We start from the raw sequence: 424 nt of genomic DNA, 5'->3' as shown, positions 1-424 counted from the left end.
TCACCGTGCCGTTCGTGTGCGGTGCCACCAACCTCGGCGAGGCCCTGCGCCGGATCACCGAGGGCGCGGCGATGATCCGCTCCAAGGGTGAGGCCGGCACCGGCGACGTCTCCAACGCGACCACCCACATGCGCAAGATCGGCGGCGAGATCCGTCGGCTCACCTCGCTGAGCACCGACGAGCTGTACGTCGCGGCCAAGGAACTGCAAGCGCCGTATGACCTGGTGGCCGAGGTGGCCCGGGCAGGCAAGCTGCCCGTCACGCTGTTCACCGCGGGCGGCATCGCCACCCCTGCCGATGCGGCGATGATGATGCAGCTCGGCGCCGAAGGCGTGTTCGTGGGTTCGGGCATCTTCAAGTCGGGCAACCCGGCGGAGCGCGCCGCGGCGATCGTGAAGGCCACCACGTTCTACGACGATCCCGA

1 protein-coding gene is annotated in these 424 nt (G+C 69.3%); it reads left to right on the top strand.

Going from position 1 to position 424, the window contains the following annotated elements; translation table 11 throughout:
• On the top strand, window positions 1–424 hold a 424-nt coding region (locus RM704_RS44835; RefSeq protein ID WP_498076462.1), incomplete at both ends, for a beta/alpha barrel domain-containing protein.

It is taken from the genome of Streptomyces gottesmaniae, assembly GCF_031845845.1.
Lineage (GTDB): Bacteria > Actinomycetota > Actinomycetes > Streptomycetales > Streptomycetaceae > Streptomyces > Streptomyces akebiae.
The sequence above is the reverse complement of the archived record's forward strand: the minus strand, read 5'-3'. Positions and strand labels throughout refer to the sequence as shown.